At 55.3% G+C, this 17443-nt stretch carries 13 protein-coding genes; 2 read left to right on the forward strand and 11 right to left on the reverse strand.

Annotation, left to right across the window (positions count from 1 at the left end; all coding sequences use genetic code 11):
* Positions 1-57: 57 nt before the first annotated feature.
* The 3 genes from RIC19_RS09670 to RIC19_RS09680 all read right to left on the reverse strand — a co-directional run bounded on the left by RIC19_RS09670 (position 58) and on the right by RIC19_RS09680 (position 2265).
* Positions 58-696, reverse strand: a complete 639-nt coding sequence (locus tag RIC19_RS09670; RefSeq protein ID WP_350178106.1) for a nucleotidyltransferase family protein — start codon at positions 694-696, stop codon at positions 58-60.
* On the reverse strand, positions 696-1874 hold the full coding sequence (locus RIC19_RS09675) for a hypothetical protein (protein WP_350178107.1): 1179 nt from the start codon (positions 1872-1874) through the stop codon (positions 696-698). Before RIC19_RS09675 ends, RIC19_RS09670 begins: the two co-directional genes overlap by 1 nt.
* A 148-nt stretch (positions 1875-2022) precedes the next feature.
* Positions 2023-2265, reverse strand: coding sequence for a hypothetical protein (locus RIC19_RS09680; RefSeq protein WP_350178108.1), 243 nt, complete (start codon positions 2263-2265; stop codon positions 2023-2025).
* 702 nt (positions 2266-2967) lie between these two features.
* Between RIC19_RS09680 and RIC19_RS09685 the strand changes: the two genes are divergently transcribed.
* Positions 2968-4248, forward strand: a complete 1281-nt coding sequence (locus RIC19_RS09685; RefSeq protein WP_350178109.1) for a GNAT family N-acetyltransferase — start codon at positions 2968-2970, stop codon at positions 4246-4248.
* 1584 nt (positions 4249-5832) lie between these two features.
* Here the strand turns inward: RIC19_RS09685 and RIC19_RS09690 are convergent.
* From RIC19_RS09690 to RIC19_RS09705, 4 genes are all read right to left on the reverse strand, one after another.
* The gene (locus RIC19_RS09690; RefSeq protein ID WP_350178110.1) at positions 5833-7434 is read right to left on the reverse strand and encodes a hypothetical protein; all 1602 of its coding nucleotides are present in this window, start codon (positions 7432-7434) and stop codon (positions 5833-5835) included.
* A gap of 1222 nt (positions 7435-8656) precedes the next feature.
* Complete coding sequence (locus tag RIC19_RS09695) at positions 8657-8860, reverse strand: hypothetical protein (protein WP_350178111.1); 204 nt, start codon at positions 8858-8860, stop codon at positions 8657-8659.
* Positions 8861-9087: 227 nt separating this feature from the next.
* Entirely contained in the window at positions 9088-9546 is a 459-nt protein-coding gene (locus tag RIC19_RS09700) for a hypothetical protein (RefSeq protein WP_350178112.1), read from the reverse strand.
* On the reverse strand, positions 9531-9875 hold the full coding sequence (locus RIC19_RS09705; protein WP_350178113.1) for a hypothetical protein: 345 nt from the start codon (positions 9873-9875) through the stop codon (positions 9531-9533). Before RIC19_RS09705 ends, RIC19_RS09700 begins: the two co-directional genes overlap by 16 nt.
* 212 nt (positions 9876-10087) lie before the next feature.
* Between RIC19_RS09705 and RIC19_RS09710 the strand changes: the two genes are divergently transcribed.
* Positions 10088-10291 carry a helix-turn-helix transcriptional regulator gene (locus RIC19_RS09710; protein ID WP_350178114.1) on the forward strand — a complete coding sequence of 68 codons (204 nt, stop codon included), beginning with the start codon at positions 10088-10090 and terminating at the stop codon, positions 10289-10291.
* Positions 10292-10662: 371 nt separating this feature from the next.
* On the opposite strand, the gene RIC19_RS09715 is transcribed toward RIC19_RS09710, so the two are convergent.
* The 4 genes from RIC19_RS09715 to RIC19_RS09730 all read right to left on the reverse strand — a co-directional run bounded on the left by RIC19_RS09715 (position 10663) and on the right by RIC19_RS09730 (position 17168).
* Complete coding sequence (locus tag RIC19_RS09715; RefSeq protein ID WP_350178115.1) at positions 10663-11091, reverse strand: putative toxin-antitoxin system toxin component, PIN family; 429 nt, start codon at positions 11089-11091, stop codon at positions 10663-10665.
* Positions 11072-11290, reverse strand: coding sequence for a hypothetical protein (locus RIC19_RS09720; protein ID WP_350178116.1), 219 nt, complete (start codon positions 11288-11290; stop codon positions 11072-11074). The genes RIC19_RS09715 and RIC19_RS09720 overlap by 20 nt, the downstream gene beginning before the upstream one ends.
* 1218 nt (positions 11291-12508) lie before the next feature.
* The gene (locus tag RIC19_RS09725) at positions 12509-14449 is read right to left on the reverse strand and encodes a polysaccharide biosynthesis protein (RefSeq protein WP_350178117.1); all 1941 of its coding nucleotides are present in this window, start codon (positions 14447-14449) and stop codon (positions 12509-12511) included.
* A gap of 2266 nt (positions 14450-16715) precedes the next feature.
* Positions 16716-17168 carry an NUDIX domain-containing protein gene (locus RIC19_RS09730; RefSeq protein ID WP_350178118.1) on the reverse strand — a complete coding sequence of 151 codons (453 nt, stop codon included), beginning with the start codon at positions 17166-17168 and terminating at the stop codon, positions 16716-16718.
* Between the last annotated feature and the right edge of the window lie 275 nt (positions 17169-17443).

Raw genomic sequence — 17443 nt, forward strand, 5'->3', positions numbered from 1 at the left:
CGGTTTTGTCATGAAAATCAAGGATTTATGGCTCTGGCGAAGTCACTAAATTTGAGTTTAGCGGGCTAAATGAAAATTTAGTGAGGAAGTCAGGTTCATAAAGCGTTGATTTGCAATAGAAACGAGCTCCAAACATGCTCTAAGACGGTTATGAATTTCTACTGCTGCTATTTTGTCCGGGTGGGAAATCCGTGGCAGGTGCGTTTGCTCCAAGGATTCAGTTAGAGAGGGGTGGAAAAATCCTACAAACAATTCGCGATATCCTAACTCTTCCAGTAGCTTGAAAGTGGAAATACTATCCTCAATATTAACCAGCAGGTCAATGTCGCCCATCATACGCTCCCCAATATCCTCGTAGTAGCCACCAGCGAGCATCGCCCCGCCTTTCAAAAAGACATATTCTATACCTTTAGCATCGAATAGCGCCCCGAGCTCTTTCATTTGAACCAGGATTTCCTGATTGCGAAGCCGGTTCTCTGCGGTTACTGCTTCGAGGTAGGCGAGGAGGTCCTCCGGAAAATAGTGGCTCCAGCCTTTTCGCAGGATCTGACAGTAGATAGCCGGCAGCACTAAGTGACTGCTGCTGATGAAAATAAAGCGCTCCCAATCCACGGAGGCATGGAAAGGGTCTATCGTCTCTTCGTCCGGGCTTAAAACAGAGGCGATCAGCCGGTAGTAATCTTCAAGTCCTTTCATTATGGTTGCGCGGTAAGGGACCGGATGGCTTCGATACCACCCTCCGGGCTACTGTAAGTCAATTGATAAAACGGCAGCCCGTCCAGCCACTTCATAAAAGCGCGGGCGTGGTCCGGTTTTGGGGAAACCCAGGAGTCGGGGATGAGGTCTTGTAATACTTCGCTCGGCTCTACCGGTCGCAGCTGGGCCTCGGCTCCTTCCTGATAATTCACCAGGACCATTGCCTTGCAGGGGTAGTGCAACCGCTCGGGCGGCGGCAGGGGCAGGTACTTTACCGTCCCTTTGAAGGCATTGATGAAGACTTCCGGACAGGATTCAAAGGTGTCAAAATGTTGCCCTACCAGCGGGAAAGCCCCTTTCTTGATGGAAACTGCACTTGGGTTGTAAAACAGTTCGAGGGAGCCGGCGTGAAGGGGCGTGATGTCATCAGCCAGGAGCTCAAAGCCTCCGCTGACTAAAAGGGTAGTCAGGGTGCTTTTGCCTCTGCCGGATTGCCCGGTTAGCATTATCGCGGACTCGTTGCTGACCACTGTAGAGGCATGCAGGGTGCATATCCAGTCGGATTCACTTAAACCATGAACCAGGCTGATCACCCGGAATAGGAATTTACCCCTAATGTAATGATCCATTTGTTCGTTGACAGCCTGCACCAATACACTATCCTGAAAGAGGTAAAGAAAGCCGCCTTCCCTGTAAAGCCAGAATGCGGTTTGTGGTTGTGTTGCGCTACCCTCCGAGTAGTGGGCAAAAATATGATGAATCAGATCGAGCGTTTCCTCGTTTTGGTAATGCACCCGGAAGGACACCCCGTTCATCGTATACCCTTCAGACCGGGTACAGTAGTCAGGGTTGAAAGCAGCAGCCGGGGCATCTGCAATCTCCTTTTCGGGTGCTTCCTGAGCAGCGGACAAAAAAGCCGTCAGATCCTGATAGAGTACCTTGAGGTCCAACTGCTCCACGCCCTCTTCCTGATGCATGCGGGCATAGAATGCTTCTTCGTTACGGGATTCGAGGAACCTGTCGAGGACTTTTTTTAGTCCACTCTCCAATATAGTGTAACGGTTACTTTCTTTAAACCACAGCAGCCACGACCTGCCCAATTGTTGTTGCAGGTGTGGCTCTACGGTACCCGTTACTTCTTTAATAGAGTTTATTAATGTAGGTTTTGTATAGGTCATGGATTAGGATTTTTTGCCAGATTAAAGAACGCCCGGAATCTCGTAGCCTGAGCTACGAAGGTGAGGACGTGATGCAGAGCTGGTGAAAAAGACAATTCAGGGACATACAAAATTTACGTTAATAAACTCTAATACTCAAAGTCTTGATTTACCGGCTCTTGCGTTCGGAATCTCCATTGTCCCAAATGCTGCCGCGGTCCTGATCGGACTCGGCTTCTTCGGTTGAGTTGCTGCCTGGTCGTGGTAATGAATCCGCCTGAGCCTGTTTGGGGCTCAGTAAAATAAAAGTCCCCGCAGCGGTAGCAGCAGCGTACTTGCCCATTTTCCGCAGGGCTTCCTGCCGGCTTATGGTTGTTTTTTGTTCGTCGGAATTTTGTTGTTTAGGTTCCATGGTTGATTTTTTGTGCGGTTCATGGCTTCAGAAGCTCTGAACCAGGTAAAAAAGAAATGCTGCTTAGATTTTCTATTCTATATGAACAGAAGCTTCAAGCAACGGGGTTTTATGTTATAGCGTATCCCTTGAGCCAAATCTTTGGATTCCCGTTCAGCATATTACATACGGTAGTCTGCGCTAAGCCCCAAAGTCGTTTCAATTAAGATAGATACCTCAAGAGGCATGCCTTTTAAATAATTTATTGAGTTGGGATTGCATCCTGGTGGGTTTTAGAAAAAGAAGAACGCAACTGTTTGTTCAATCTCAAAGTTAGAAAATCTCTTTAAGATAAAAAAATAAAGTTAAGGAAAAGAGTGTTTTGTGGACAAAGTGCATTGTGGGGTGGGGGGCACGGATGGTTTAGCCACGGAGGCACGGGGGCAGGGAGTTTCACGGAGGTAATATCTGCTCAGTGGTCCTCAGTGCCTTGGTGTCTCGGTGGCGGGGAAGTAGTCACGGAGGCGCGGGGACGCGGAGGTTCACGGAGGAGGATTCTCTGCGGCCCTCAGTGCCTTGGTGTCTCAGTGGCGAAAAAAGTAGCCACGGAGGCTATATCTACTCTGTGATCCTCAGTGCCTCAGTGGCGAGCACCCCCCAATCACAACCAACTCCAGCCCCCAAGCGTTACGGTAAAGGACAAAGCCACCCGAAAGCAAAAACATGAAAGAAACGATGGAGCGCCTCACTGCCCGATGCCCGATTTACGATACTGTACAGCAGTTGCTGCAGCCCGAAGCCCGGCTGGGGTGCGGCAAGGCAGTAGAAGAAGTACCGGTGGATGCCGGGGCCGGAGGCAAGGTGCTGGCGCTGGGCAGCTGTGGTTATCAGGCAAGAGTGTATAGCTCTGCCATCGACTTGCCGGCCGACTGGGACCAACTGGCGGGCGGTGCGCAGGTCTTCCTGAGCCGCAACTACCTGCTGGCCTGGGAAGAGGTGCGGCCGGAAGGCATGGCGCTGGCTTATGTGGTGCTGGAACGAGACGGGAAAGCACTGGGCATTGTGTCTTTGCAGGTGGTTGAATTCCGGATCGGGGAAGCGCTGCCGCAGTGGGAGCGCCTGGACTGGGGGCTGCGGGTGCTGGTGTGCGGCGCGGCGCAGGCGTCGGGCCCTTTTGGTTTTGTATTTGCTCCGGAGGTGGGGGCGACAGAACAGCCGGTCCTGCTGGAGTCGGTGCTGGAGCTGATGCGCCAGCGGCTGGGCGCCCGGGCGGTGGTGGTGAAGGACCTTGCGGAGACGGCTTTCCCGGCAGTGCGCGGGGGGCTGAAGCGCAGTGGGTTTACGGCTTTCGACTTTGAACCCAATATGGTAGTGGAGGTAGACCCCGCCTGGCGTACCCTGGACGACTACCTGGAGGCGATGACCTCGAAGTACCGGGTACGGGCGCGGCGGGCTTTCCGCAAGGGAGAACACCTTGGCTGCCGCTCTCTGACGCTCCGCGATTTGCAACGCTACCAGGACCGCATGTACACGCTCTACACGGAGGTGGCCGACCGGGCGGATTTCAGCCTGGTGCGCTTGCAGCCCGGCTACTTTGTGCGCCTGAAAGCGGCGTTTGGGGCTTCCTTTAAAGTCATAGGGTATTTTGATGGGGAGTCGCTGGTAGGCTTTTGTACGGTTTTGCGCAGCGGCACGGCAGCGGAGGTCCACTTTCTGGGCTTCGAGGAGGCTTACAATACCTCGGCTCAGCTTTACCTGAATATGTTATTGGCTTCTATCCGTACGGGCATCGAGGATTTTGGGAGCCGCCGCATTATACTGGGGCGCACGGCTTCGGTCATCAAGAGTTCGGTGGGTGCCCGTCCGCACCGGGAGCAGGTGTGGCTGCGGCATTCGAGCTGGTGGGTGCAGGCGTTGCTGCCGCGTGTGGTGCGTTTCCTGCAGCCGCCAATAGAGGTGGGGGAAGGGTTGCGGCATCCGTTTGGGGAGGAGGTTGAAGGTTAGAGGTTAGAGTGTAAAGTTTAGGGTTTAGAGGGGGGGCTTGGAAGTATAAAGGTTAAAGTGTAAAGGTTAAAGGGGTGAGCGGTGCGGGTTGGTTGGTCTTTGAAGTTTAAAGTTTAGAGTGTAAAGTTTAGGGTTTAGGGGGGCGAGCGGTGCCGGTGGGTTTGGCAGTCATTGCAGTTGCCGCCCCAGCCTTTGCAGCCAGCACCTTGCCTCCGGAGATTGAAGTGGGACAGCTGGCTAATCCAATTTTGAGAAGATTATGTTGCCCAGGAAAGGTTGATGACTTCGCTAAAGGCTACGTCGTCCAGAGAAGGTTAAGAGCCTGGGCTAGACCACCCGGGAGGGAGACAGCGAGCTGTCTTGTCAGTGGAGTGTGTACAGGCAGCGCACGGTCCGCCCGGGAGCGAAGGCAGCTCGCTGCCGGTGGGGTTGTCGCCCCTGCTTGCGCTCAACCTTAACCTGAGCCTTGACCTTTACCCTTGCCTGTTGATTTTTCTAAAAGTAAAAGCGTCTTATTCCACCCCCGACCCCCGCCAGGATGATAATGGGTTTTGGTTCGGTTATTGTTTTGTGCGGGGGACAGCGAGCGGTGCCGGTCGGTGGGGCATGGGTGCCAATCTAGCGTGCACTTTTTTCTTGATAAAAAAGTGCCCAAAAAATCAAGGCTGTGTACCGTTTCCCCTGCCTGTTCTGAGCTGTGTCTGTGGTCAGGCAGGGGCCGCACAGAAAAAGCAAGAATGCCGCGCATATCAAAACTCGCTTTGGTGTGTAGTGTGTTGCGTTGTTCGCAGTAGATTGCTGGCCGTTTTTTGTAGGCTCCTGGCGTGGTTTTTAGCTCAAACACTGATCTGCTTCACCGGCATTCTTGCTTTCCCTGTGCTAAACGCTACAAGGCCGGGGGCTAGGCTGGCACGGCGGGGGCTGGGGGCGAGCAGTGCCGATTGGTGAGGCAGGCAGCGCACAGTCTGCCTTGGAGCGGAGGCAGTTTGCTGCCGGTGGAGTTGTCGCCCCTGCTTGCCCTCAACCTGAACCTTTGCTGGTCTAATTTTTCTGGAAGTAAGCGGGTTTTCTTTTTTGCTTTTTGCCTTTCCCGGAAGAGGTTGAGGTTGTCCAGGCTAGGTCAGGTGAGGAGGTTAAGGTTGAGGCGCCAGGCTAGGGCACCCAGGGGGAGACAGCGAGCTGTCTTGATCAGAGGAGCGTGTACAGGCAGCGCACGGTCTGCTTGGGAGCATAGGCAGCTCGCTGCCGGTGGAGTTGTCGCCCCTGCTCGCGCTCAACCTGAACCTTAACCTGAGCCTCAACCTTTACCCTAAGCACTTTCCTTTTGGTTGCGTTGAAATTCCACCCCCCAACCCCCCGCCAGAATGATAATGGTCTTCCATTCGGTTATTGTTTTGTGCGGGGGACAGCGAGCGGTGCCGGTGGGTGGGTCTGCCAGGAGGCGGTCGCAAAGCGGCCGTGCCCTGAAGGACGCTGTCTGGTGCTTCTCCGTCCGACGTAGCTTTGTGAAGTCGGAAACCTCGGCTGGGTCTTGTCCGGGACCAACCTCAGCCTTAGCCTGGGGCAGTCCTCACTCCTCCAGCATCAAAAATCCTGATAAGAAGCATACACATTTGTACGCAGCCCGAAGTAGGCCCAGCGGCTGTCCGGAAAACCGCCGACTTCGCTGGTCTCGGTGCGGGCACGGTAGCCGGCGTGGACCTCCAGGTTGTAGACCGGGTTGATGGTGAAAGCGGCTTCCGCGCGCAGGTAGGTGAGGTCGCCCAGATTGCCTTGTACGGCGAAAACGCCGGTATCGGCGGAGCGGATATCGAAGGACTTGAAAATATCACCGCCCCAGTTTTCTCCCGGTGCATCGCGGCCGGTGCGCCCCTGATGGTAGGCGGCCAGGAAGCTCCAGCGGCCAACGCGGTAGTGGGCGCGCACGAGCATTTCTTCAAAATTAGCGCCCCAGGGGTGGGCGAGGGGCTGATTGTAGTGCCCCCAGTTGGTGAGGATCTCTCGGTGGGCGTACATGTGGGGGCGGGCGATGTTGTACTCGGCGCGCAGGAAGAGGTTGCGGATGCCAAAGGCGTCGCCCCATTTGAGCCCGGCCTGCCAGGCCATCATATTGCGCCAGTCGCCCTCGCTCCAGTTGAAAACAGCGGAAGACGTGAACTCATCCATGGCCATTTGCCCGTAGGCCAGGATGCCATTCTTAAAGTGGTAGGAGGCTTGTAAGCCCATGAGGGTGTTGCCGCCGGCAAAGCCTTGGGCAAACTCCACCGGACGATAGAGGATCACCGGGTTGAGGAAGTTGGGGTCGAAGCCGTAGCGGTTGAGCTCGTCCCCCCACATGATGCCTTCGAAGAGGCCGAGGTTGAAGCGCTTGCCGATATTGGCGCTGAGGTAGTGCATGGACATATACTTCTTGGCGAAGATGTTGCCGACCATCACGCTGTCGCGCAGGTCGTTCATAATGGCCCAGGTATTGACGTAGCGGAATTTCCAGAAGGTGGTCTCGATGCGGAAGTAGGGATAGTTGACGCTGTTGTCGGACATCAGCAGCGACCGGTAGCCTTCGCCGATGAATTGCTTGCCGTGGCCGAGGCGGAAGTGGAAGTTGTCATTGGGCGTATATGCCACCTCTCCGGCGGCGTAGGCGTAGTCGCGGGCCCCATTCTCAAATCCTTTGGACAGCCAGTAGCCCGGTACGACGCCCCGGCTTTGGCGTACGAAGTCACGGACATGCTCTGGCAGGCGGGCCTGGGTTTCCACCAAAGTGGTATAGGCGGAGACCTTGCCGAGTTGTAGCTCCAGGCGGGCGCCCCGGCTGTTGCGGTAGGTATAGTCGAAGTCGCTCTCGGCGTCCTGCCCGCCGCGGAAGTACACCACGGGGTTGAGGGTAAAGTAGTGGTCGTCCCCCCGGGAGTGGATGAAGTCTTCGTACAGGGCTTTGCGTTCCACCCAGTCCCAAAAGCCGCCTTTTTTGACGACGGTGTCGGGCAGCAGATCTCCTTTGCGGCTGTAGGGGTCTACTTCATCGCGCCGCCAGGGCCGTACTGCGGTGTGGAGCTGATGGGTGTCGCGGAGGAGGGCGTTTTCGTACCAATAGCGTTCTTCGGCATTGAGCTGCAGGAGCTGGTATTGGGAGAAGGTGAGGGTGGGGAGGAGGAGCAGGAGGTATATTAGGATGTGGGCTTTCATTGCTTTGGGTGGTTTTGGGGGTGAAGGTAGGGGTTTTTTGGGTTTTGGGAATATGGTGTTTTGGTTCTAGGGTATTTTGGTCCCTCCTTCGCCTGAAGGCTTCGGCGGGCGGTGGGTGGGTCAGGCTGGATGGGGGACAGGGCGGTTGGGGGGGGCTTGGGCGCAGGATTGGCTTGGTCGTATGCCCTGACTTGTGGGTGGGTATTTTTAAAACGAAGGAAAGGTGCGACGCTCTACGAGGTCGAAAAACCGATAGGAGTGGGGGTGACTAATATTCGACGCTCTACGAGGTCGGTTGGCTTGGGCTGCTGGGGGACATGGCTTCGGCGGGCGGTGGGTGTTTTGGTATTTTGGTCCCTCCTTCGCCTGAAGGCTTCGGCGGGCAGAGGGTTTTTTGGTGCGGCAGTCTCGCCCGGCGCACTCGCCGTCCGACGTAGTTTTATACAGAGTCGGTCCTTTCGCCGGGCGTGCTTGTTGGGTTGGTCTTGGGTTTCGAGCGTTGCCGGTCGGTGGGTATTTTGGTATTTTGGTTCTATGGTATTTCGGTTCTATGGTTTTTTGGTGTGGGAGCCTCGCCCGGCGCACTCCTTTCGCCGGGCGTGCTTATTGGGTTGGTCTTGGGTTTGCGAGCGTTGCCGGTCGGTGGGTATTTTGGTTCTATGGTATTTCGGTTCTATGGTTTTTTGGTGTGGGAGCCTCGCCCGGCGCACTCCTTTCGCCGGGCGTGCTTTTTGGGTTGGTCTTGGGTTTCGAGCGTTGCCGGTCGGTGGGTATTTTGGTTCTATGGTTTTTTGGTCCCTCCTTCGCCTGAAGGCTTCGGCGGGCGGTGGGTGTGGCAGGTTGGATAGGGGTATGGCGGTTAGGGTATACTTTGAGCGCAGACTTGCCTTTGGAGTGTGCTAACTTGTGGGTGGGCGGTGTGCGACGCTCTACGAGGTCGGTTGGCTTGGGCTGCTGGGGTACACTTTGAGCGTAGGCTGCTTTGGGGAGTGTGCTCCAGCTTGTGGTTGGGATGGGTAAGGTTAAAGTTTAAAGTTTAAAGTTTAGAGGGGCGAGCGGGGGCTGTAGGGGCGGGCGGTGGGTGTTTTGGTCCCTCCTTCGCCTGAAGGCTTCGCCGGGCGTGCTTATTGGGTTGGTCTTGGGTTTGCGAGCGTTGCCGGTCGGTGGGGCACTGTTTTCACATGCTGTACCTACGGCACAGGGCGACGGGTTGGCTTGGAGGTTACCGGTATTTTGCCCCTATGGGGCATTGGCTGTGGTGGGTCTGCCGGGGCGGTGGCTTGGGGCGGGCGTTGCTGGGCGGTGGGTATTTTGGTTTTTTGGTGGGGTAGTCTCGCCCGGCGCACTCCTTTCGCCGGGCGTGCTTGTTGGGTGGGTCTTGGGTTTCGAGCAGTGCCGGTCGGTGCGGCAGTCTCGCCCGGCGCACTCGCCGTCCGACGTAGTTTTACACGGAGTCGGTCCTTTCGCCGGGCGTGCTTGTTGGGTGGGTCTTGGGTTGCGAGCAGTGCCGGTCGAGGGCGCTGCCGGGAGGCGGTCGGAGAGCGGCCGTTGCCTGGTGCTTCTCCGTCCGACGTAGCTTCAGCGGAGTCGGAAACCTCCCTCGGGCTGCGCTCCGGACCAACCTTAACCTCAACCGCCCAGGCCCAAGCCTGCCTACCCTTCCCCAACCGCCTTATCTTCTACCAGCCATTGGTGGAGGAGGTGGCGGGCCTGCGCGGCGGTCTCTTCCGTGAGGTAGAGGGTGATGACGAGCTCCGGGATGGGGGCATCGCGCAGGGCAGGATCGGTGGGGTGGGGGCGTTTGTCGGGGTCCATCTCGGGGGTGGGCCAGGTGTCGGTGTAGTGGCCGACGGGACCTTCTTCGAAGGTGGCCGGGTCGTATTGGATGATGCGGACGAGCTTGTGGCGCCCGGGGATGTAGCCGTTGAAAATAGGGTTGCCATCGGCGATGGGCTGGCCGTTGCCGAAGTGATTGGTGTAAAAGGGGTGGTGGCTGAGCCCGTGGGGCTGTAGCAGCTGGGTGACGGCATCCGACCAGTACTGCTCGGCTTGCTGGTAGACGTTGTAGTCGGACAGGAAATCGGGGAATAGAGGGTTTATAAGAGTCGCCATAGTACGATGGTTATGATCAGAATAATGGATACAAAAGCGGTGCCGCTCCAGACTTCGATATCGACCCGGATGCTGCGGCGCTGCCGGTTGTTGAAGCTTTTGCGGACCGGGGCATCAATGCCGCCTTCGGTTTGGTTGATGAACCGCCCGGCTTCTTCAAAGGGGCGTTCCCGAAGGGCCTGGTCTTCCGGGCTGAGCTTGTTGCGCAGCCGCTTCAGAAGGGATAACCCTTTTTCTTTGCTTAATGGTTCCGTTTGCGACCAGCTTTCGCTGGCTTCCAGGCCGCCGCCCTGGGCTTGTATGCGACCTCGGTGTGCTTTTCTCGGCATGAGAAAGAGTTTTAAAGGTGAATAATGGTCGCAAGTGTGGGTTTGAAATTGGGTGCTTTACGCCTTTACCGTAAGGGTGAACGCGCTTGCATTTGATTGCAAGGTATAAGAAATATGCATGAAATGCAAATTATAGTGAATTTGGTTCAAAAATTCTTGATTTTACGCGAAAGGTTATTGGTTATATTACAGGCTAACCACTTTAGCTGATTATGTCAAAATACAACCGGATTAAAGCCGTACTTGCGGATAAGGATAAAACGGCCAAATGGCTGGCGCAGGAGATTGGGCGGGACCGGTCTACGATCTCTCGTTGGTGTACGAATGATGTTCAGCCGCCATTGGAGGTGCTGTACCAGATTGCGGCGTTGCTGGAGGTGGATGTCCGGGAGTTGCTGGTGCCTAATAAAAAATAAGGATTTCTGGAAAAGGGCTTTAATCGGGAGAAATAGGGATGTGCGACACTCTACGAGGTCGTAAAACCTGGAGGAGTGGGGGTGACTAATATTCGACGCTCTACGAGGTCGGTTGGCTTGGGGGCGAGCGGTGCCGGTCGGTTGGTCGTCAGGAGGCGGTCGCAAAGCGGCCGTGCCCTTGGGTGACGCAGGCTGGTCCTTCTCCGTCCGACGTAGCTTTAGCGCCAATATCCATCCGTATGGACTGGCCCGTCCATACGGACAAATTATGAGGAGTCGGAAACCTTAACCTTAGCCTTGGGGGGATGGCTTGTGGCGAGCGTTGCCGTTGGTGCAGTCCTGAAGGGCGAGCTTATGAGTAAAAACGTAGTTTATTCCGGCAGGTCAATAGAGGTGAGGAATCCTGAATAGGTAAGAATAGGCGTGTGACCAAATTTTTGCAGAACCAGTAAATCTTGGTCGCCTGTAATAAGGAAGTCTGCCTGACTGTCCTTTGCTAATGCCAAAAGAAAGTTGTCTTTAGGGTCTCTGCACACTTCTACAATGGAAAAAACTGAGGCGATACGGCCGTAGCTTTCGAATGTGCGTAGCAAGGCTTCAATATCTGGCCCGGAAAAGTACTTTTGAAACTTTGGACGACGTACGACTATCAAAAACTCCTCTAAAAGCTGTTCGCTGAAAATCAGCCGTACTTTCCCTTCGATAAGCAGTTGGTCCAAATGGGCAAGGCTATTCGAAATGAGGTGACTGATCCATAGATTAGTATCGAGTATTACATTTTTAGGAGCTGCTTTTTCCATGCTGTTCTGCTCTAACGGCTTCTACTTCAGCCCTGATTTCATCATCAGACAGTGGGGAGGTGGCAGCTCGTTCCCGGACACGCTGTAAGGCATCCCGGAAATCTGAACTGGGGTTTTCCTGAATACGGATAAGGTTAAGTTTTACCAGTTCGTCCAGTAAGCTTCTTGCTCTGGGGTCTATTAATTCTATGGTTAACATGCTTTTTTCGTTTTAATGTACAAAGAAAATACTTTCAAAGCGAAATTTGTTTGGTGATCGGTGCTGTGGGGGCGGTCTTGAGGGGGTAAAGGTTTAAGTGTAGCGTCCAGAGTTTAAAGTTTAGAGGGGCGAGCGGGGGCTGTAGGGGCGGGCGTTGGTTTTGGGCGGTACTGGAGTTGGTGTTGTCCCTCCTTCGCCTGAAGGCTTCGGCGGGCGGTGGGTGGGGCAGGTTGGATAGAGGTATGGCGGTTAGGGTATACTTTGAGCGCAGACTTGCCTTTGGAGTATGCTAGCTTGTGGGTGGGTGGTGTGCGACGCTCTCCGAGGTCGGAAAAATGGGATGAGGTCGGGGGTGACTAATATTCGACGCTCTACGAGGTCGGGTTGCTGGGGTACACTTTGAGTGTTGGCTGCTTTGGGAGTGTGCTCCAGCTTGGGGTTGGGATGGGTAAGGTTAAAGTTTAAAGGTTAAAGTTTAAAGTTTAGAGGGGCGAGCGTTGCCGGTGGGTGGTTCCGGGGGCGCTTCGCTGTTCATAAGAATGTCTTTCCAAAATGGGAAATGGTTTGAAAATGGGTAATTGGGTACTGGTGCGGGCGGTTCTTCCCCCTTTCTCTGAGCGCCGAAGCTGATGCGAAGGCGTTAGGGGGTCAGGGGGCAGCGTGGGTGGTTGTTTTTTATGTGGCACTACTCCTAAAAAGGAGAAGTTGGAACCTCCACCCCCGACCCCCGCCAGGACAGTAATGGTTTTGTGTTGGGTATTGGTTTGTAGCGGGGGACCTGCCTTCGCTCTTGCTTCAGCAGACGGAGCACGAGCGGTGCCGTTGGTGCGGTCTTGGGGCGAGCATTGCCGGTGGGTGGTTCCGGGGGCGCTTCGCTGTTCATAAGAATGTCTTTCCAAAATGGGAAATGGTTTGAAAATGAGTAATTGGGTTTTAGTGCGGGCGGTTCTTCCCCCTTTCTCTGAGCGCCGAAGCTGATGCGAAGGCGTTAGGGGGTCAGGGGACAGCGTGGCCACTCTCGAGTCGGAAACCTCAACCTTAATCTAAACCTCGGCTGGGCTGCGCCCGGGACCACCCTCAACCTTAGCCCTGACCGGAGCCTTTAACCTTTAACCTTGCCCCCCTTTAACCTTGAAACTTTAACCTTTAACCTTTAACCTTCCCCCCTTTAACCTTGAAACTTTAACCTTTAACCTTTCTCCCTTTAACCTTGAAACCTCAACCCTTCGACCCCGTCCGCGGCCGGTCCAGCTCCTCAAAGTCGGAATTCTGGCTGGTGAACTCCGGGACGAGGTCCTTCATATAACGGACGATCTCCCGGGGCGGGGCACCATCGCTGGCGAGGTCGATGAGCCGCAGGATATCGATGGTGACCGAGTTGTGGTCACACTCCCGGACGCTGGCGATTTTGATCTTCTGGTGGTGGGTGGGACGAGTGTTTTCCCCATTGTCGAGGAGCTCCTCGTAGAGCTTTTCGCCGGGGCGGAGCCCGGATATTTGGATTTCGATCTCCTCCCCGGGGGTGAAGCCGGCCATTTGGATCATCTTCTTGGCGAGGTCGTAGATGCGGACGGGCTTGCCCATGTCGAAAATGAAAATCTCGCCGCCTTTGCCCATGGAGCCGGCCTCGAGGACGAGCTGACAAGCCTCAGGGATGGTCATGAAGTAGCGGGTGATCTCTTTGTGGGTGACGGTGACGGGCTGCCGCTTCTCTATCTGTTTCTTAAAGATGGGGATGACGGAGCCGTTGGAGCCGAGGACGTTGCCGAAGCGGGTGGTGATGAACTGCGTCTCGTTGCCGCTGCGTTTGTTGAGGGACTGTACGTAGAGCTCAGCAATGCGCTTGGAGGCGCCCATGACGTTGCTGGGGTTGACGGCTTTATCGGTGGAGACCATCACGAATTTGCCGACTTTATACTCGGACGACAGGCGGGCCATATTGTAGGACCCCTGCACATTGGTCTTGATGGCTTCCTCGGGGTGGTCTTCCATAATGGGCACGTGCTTGTAGGCGGCGGCGTGGAAGACGTAGTCGATGCAGTGGGACTCGAACAGGCGGCGCATGCGCTCTTCGTCCCGGACATCGGCGATGACGGTCTTCAGGCGCTTGGCTTTGATCTGTTCCTGGAAGGACAGGGCGGTCTCGGCCAGGGGCGTCTCGGCTACATCGGCTCCTATCAAAAGGTGGGGCTCGAAGCGCAGGCATTGGCGGACGATCTCTTTGCCTATGGAACCGGCACAGCCGGTGACGAGTATGGTCTTGCCTTTGATGGATTGCTCAATGGCGTTCAGGCTCAGGGTGATGGGCGGACGGTTGAGGAGGTCCTCGAATTTGATGTCCCGCAGCTTGTCGACTTGCAGGTTATTCTGTATCCAGGCTTCCGTGACCGGTACTTTCTTGACCTTTATCTTATGCTCCAGGCATTGGTCGATAAAGGCGATGCGCCGCTCTTCGGTCAGGCTGGGGCCAATAGCAATGATGGCGGTTTTGATATTGTACTTTTTGACTACCTCCCCGAAGCACTTGCCGGGGTTGTAGACGGGTATGCCGTTGAGGTGTTTTTTGTGGACTTTCTGGTTGTCGTCAAAGTAGGCCATCACCCGGTAGTCGTGGTTGACGTTTTGCTTCAGCACCTGATAGAGCTGTGCGCCCAGTTCCCCGGCCCCAAAGATAACCGTATTGATACGGGAAGCCCCGTTGTGCATCCGTCCCCGGTTGAGGTCAGCCAAAGACCGCAATGTCAGCCGGAAGCCGCCGGCAAGGGCGATGAGGGCTAAGGTGTCCACCAGGATGATTTTCCAGTTATCATCGGTATTCAGCAGGGTAGGGAAGCAATAGGTGGCGAGGAGGAAGGTCAGGGAGGAGGTCAGGACGGCCAAAAAGATATTCCGGGCGTCCTTCAGCCCGGCGAAGCGGATGATAATCAGGTAGGTCTTGAAGAGATAAAACGACAGTGCCCGAAGGGACAGCAGGAGGACTAGCCCGGTGCTGATGATGAAGATGCCTTGGTTCAGGAGGCCCATGTTGTCAGTCAGGAGCAGACCGAACGAGAAGGACATCAGTGCCGCGAACAGGTCGATGGCTAGGATCATCACTTTGGAGGCGGTGCCGGAAACGGCAGTGCCGCTGCCGGGGAGGTAGTGTAATGGGAGTTTCATGGGGATATTTTGTGCTTAGGTCTTTACAAAGATAATTGTTTTTTTGTAATCGGCACAGAGACATTGAGGGCGCGGAGGTTCACGGGGTTATTTTTGTAATCGTCACAGAGACACAGAGGACACGGAGGTTCAGGGAGTTTTTTTTGGTTTTTGTCACAGAGGGCTACTTCGCGCGAGGCTACGTCGCCCGGAGACACGGAGGGCACGGAGGTTCAGGGAGTTATTTTTGTAATCGTCACAGAGACACGGAGGGCAGGGAGGTTCAGGGGGGAGGATGAGGTTGTCCCGGTGCAGCTCCCAGAGAAGGGTAAGGTTGAGGGGCCAGGCTAGGTCACCCGGGAGGAGACAGCGAGCTGTCTTGCCAGCGGAGCGTGTACGGCTAATGCAAGGTCAGCCCGGGAGCGAAGGCAGCTCGCTGCCGTTGGTGGTTGTCGCCCCCGCTCGTCCTCAACCTGAACCTCAGCCTTAACCTTTGCTGGTCTAATTTTTCTGGAAGCAAGAGGGTCTTCCTTTTTACTTTTTTCCTTTCCCGGAGAAGGTTGTCAGGGCTGTGGCAAGTGAGGAGGTTGAGGCGCCAGGCTAGGTCACCAGGGAGGAGACAGCGAGCTGTCTTGCCAGCGGAGCGTGTACAGCCAATGCACAGTCAGCCCGGGAGCGAAGGCAGCTCGCTGCCGGTAGAGTTGTCGCCCCCGCTCGCCCTCAACCTCAACCTGAGCCTCAACCTTGACCTTGGCTGTTCATTTTCCTAGGAGTAAAAGCGTCTACTTCCACCCCCTAGCCCCCGCCAAAGCATACCGGTTTTTTTATAGCTTTTGCTCTATTGCGGGGGATACGAGCAGTGCCGGTCGCTATGGCATGGGTGCCAATCTTACGTGCCCTTTTTCCTTGATAAAAAAGTGCCCAAAAAATCAAGGCTGTGTATCGTTTCCCCTGCCTGTTCTCAGCTGTGTCTGTGGTCAGGCAGGGGCCGCACAGGGAAAGCAAGAATGCCGCGCATATCAAAACTCGCTTTGGTGCGTAGTGCTTTGTGTTGTTCGCAGTTGATTGCTGTTCGTTTTTTTTGTAGGCTCCTGGCGTGGTTTTCAGCTCAAACACTGATCTGCTTCATCGGTATTCTTGCTTTCCCTGTGCTAAACGCTACAAGGCCGGGGGCTAGGCTGGCACTGCGGGGGCTTGGGGCGAGCGTTGCCGGTCGGAGTGGCAGTCAGCACACAGTCCGCCTGGGAGCGGAGGCAGCTCGCTGCCGGTGGAGTTGTCGCCCCTGCTCGCGCTCAACCTCAACCTGAGCCTCAACCTTGACCTTGACCTTGACTGTTCATTTTCCTAGAAGTAAAAGCGTCTACTTCCACCCCCTAGCCCCCGCCAGGATGGTATTAGGCTTCCATTGGGTTGTTATTTTGTGCGGGGGACATCGAGCGGTGCCGGTTGGTTTTGCAGCCCAAGCGATGGCAGCCAAAACGGTGCTGCCGTCCCCGTTGTGCAGAAGGTGCCGTTAGGTACCGCGCATGGGTAGCCATTACGGATGTAGCGGGGTTGGGTGCCGTTAGGTACCCTGGGTAGGAGATTTTTGTTTTTTTGCTTCCGCTTTTTTGCTTTGCGTGTGCTGCTTGGGTTTGGCTGCTGGGGGGTGTTGCTTGTTCGCCAATCTTACGTGCCCTTTTTCCTTGATAAAAAAGTGCCCAAAAAATCAAGGCTGTGTACCGTTTTTAACGCGGATTGGGCTCCCAAAAACCTAAACTGCTCAAACTCGCCTTGGTGCAGTGTGGATGCACTGGAGGTGGGGAACTGCATAGGGCTGTGTTTTGAAGCTAATAGGGGAGTATTGGCTCAAACAGTGAGCCGTTTTTCACGGTTTTTGGCCGCCCAATCCGCTAAACGCTACAAGGCCGGGGGCTAGGGCAGAACGCCGGGGGAAAGTAGAGCCCCCGGCGTTGGGCGAGCGGTGCCGGTCGGAGTGGCAGTCAGCGCACGGTCTGCTTGGGAGCGGAGGCAGCTCGCTGCTGGTGGTGGTTGTCGCCCCTGCTTGCCCTCAACCTCAACCTGAGCCTTAACCTTGACCTTCTTTTGGCAGCGTTGAAATTCCACCCCCCAACCCCCCGCCAGGATGATAATGGTCTTCCATTCGGTTATTGTTTTGTGCGGGGGACAGCGAGCGGTGCCGGTCGGAGTGGCAGTCAGCGCACAGTCAGCCCGGGAGCGAAGGCAGCTCGCTGCCGGTAGAGTTGTCGCCCCCGCTCGCCCTCAACCTCAGCCTCAACCTGCACCTTTACCCTTCAACCTGTACCACCATACGCAGTGCACGCTCATAAGCATCTGGGAGGCCAAGCTGCAGGGCTTCTTCGGGTGGGAAAAGGCGGAGCTCAAAGCTCTCGCTGCTCAGGCGCAGGGCATCGGCAGAAGATTTCGTAAAACATTGGTAGAGGAGGACCACCACATTGACTTGGCGCAGTATGCGCAGGGTGGTAGCGTGGAGGAGAGGGCCGACTTCGACGGCTATGCCGAGCTCTTCGCGCATCTCGCGGCGGAGGCACTCGGGGAGGGATTCCCGGCCATGTAGCTTGCCGCCGGGGAAATCCCACTCGCTGCGCTCGTTGCGCAGGAGGATGACCTCGCCGTCGAGAAGGCAGATGCCTTTGATGGAGACGGGGTAGCGGCGGGCGAAGTAGTCGGTGGGGAGGAGGCGGCCGAGGGTTTTAAGGTAAATAGATTTTAGGGTCAAGGATCAAGGTTAAAGTATCAAAGGATAAAGGTTAAAGTTGGGTCAAGGATAAAGTGTCAAAGGATAAAGTGTCCAAGGATAAAGTGTCCAAGGTTAAAGTATCAAAGGATAAAGGTTAAAGTGGGGTCAAGGTTAAAGTGTAAAGGTTAAAGTTGGACCAAGGTAAAAGTCTAAAGTGGGGTCAATTTGGGGTAAGGATAAAGGATCCAAGGTTAAAGTATCAAAGGATAAAGGTTAAAGTTGGGAAAGGGTGTGGGTAGGAATACAGGGACAGG

It is taken from the genome of Phaeodactylibacter sp. (assembly GCF_040219495.1).
Taxonomy (GTDB): Bacteria; Bacteroidota; Bacteroidia; order Chitinophagales; family Saprospiraceae; genus Phaeodactylibacter.

Coding starts and splice junctions, on each gene's coding strand:
- RIC19_RS09690 (WP_350178110.1), bottom strand. CDS start 7,434: ATGAAAGCCCACATCCTAATATACCTCCTGCTCCTCCTCCCCACCCTC.
- RIC19_RS09670 (WP_350178106.1), bottom strand. CDS start 696: ATGAAAGGACTTGAAGATTACTACCGGCTGATCGCCTCTGTTTTAAGC.
- RIC19_RS09680 (WP_350178108.1), bottom strand. CDS start 2,265: ATGGAACCTAAACAACAAAATTCCGACGAACAAAAAACAACCATAAGC.
- RIC19_RS09725 (WP_350178117.1), bottom strand. CDS start 14,449: ATGAAACTCCCATTACACTACCTCCCCGGCAGCGGCACTGCCGTTTCC.
- RIC19_RS09675 (WP_350178107.1), bottom strand. CDS start 1,874: ATGACCTATACAAAACCTACATTAATAAACTCTATTAAAGAAGTAACG.
- RIC19_RS09705 (WP_350178113.1), bottom strand. CDS start 9,875: ATGCCGAGAAAAGCACACCGAGGTCGCATACAAGCCCAGGGCGGCGGC.
- RIC19_RS09700 (WP_350178112.1), bottom strand. CDS start 9,546: ATGGCGACTCTTATAAACCCTCTATTCCCCGATTTCCTGTCCGACTAC.
- RIC19_RS09715 (WP_350178115.1), bottom strand. CDS start 11,091: ATGGAAAAAGCAGCTCCTAAAAATGTAATACTCGATACTAATCTATGG.
- RIC19_RS09710 (WP_350178114.1), top strand. CDS start 10,088: ATGTCAAAATACAACCGGATTAAAGCCGTACTTGCGGATAAGGATAAA.
- RIC19_RS09720 (WP_350178116.1), bottom strand. CDS start 11,290: ATGTTAACCATAGAATTAATAGACCCCAGAGCAAGAAGCTTACTGGAC.
- RIC19_RS09685 (WP_350178109.1), top strand. CDS start 2,968: ATGAAAGAAACGATGGAGCGCCTCACTGCCCGATGCCCGATTTACGAT.